Source organism: Aeromonas sp. MaB10011B (assembly GCF_017939325.1).
Taxonomy (GTDB): domain Bacteria; phylum Pseudomonadota; class Gammaproteobacteria; order Enterobacterales; family Aeromonadaceae; genus Aeromonas; species Aeromonas caviae.
The window spans coordinates 1-370 of sequence record NZ_JAGKRK010000070.1; the positions used below are offsets into that span (position 1 = coordinate 1).

Here is a 370-nt window from a genome sequence, read left to right on the forward strand (position 1 = left end):
GCTGGTCGTGCCCTTGAGCTCGACCGCCTTGGCTTCCGCCACCGACAGGTTGCCATCGCCAATCGCCGCCAGGTCGATGCCCGGCAGGTCCGCGCTGTCGCTGTCCAGGATCGCCTGCTCGCTGTCCGTCGCCGGGTTGCCCGCCTGGTCAGTCACGTCCGCCTTGACGGTGAACGTGCCATCTGCCAGGCCGCTGGCGCCCAGGTCCACGGTGGTGCTGAACGTGCCGTCGGTCACGGTCGCGGTGAAGGTCACCTGCTTGCCGTTCACGTCGGTCACGGTCAGGGTGACCTTCTGGCCATCTTCCACGTTGCTGGTCGTGCCCTTGAGCTCGACCGCCTTGGCTTCCGCCACCGACAGGTTGCCATCG

At 67.6% G+C, this 370-nt stretch carries 1 protein-coding gene; it reads right to left on the reverse strand.

What is annotated here, in order from left to right; genetic code table 11:
* Positions 1-370 (reverse strand): Ig-like domain-containing protein (locus tag J9893_RS14185; protein ID WP_210621926.1); only part of this gene is annotated, 370 nt, incomplete at both ends.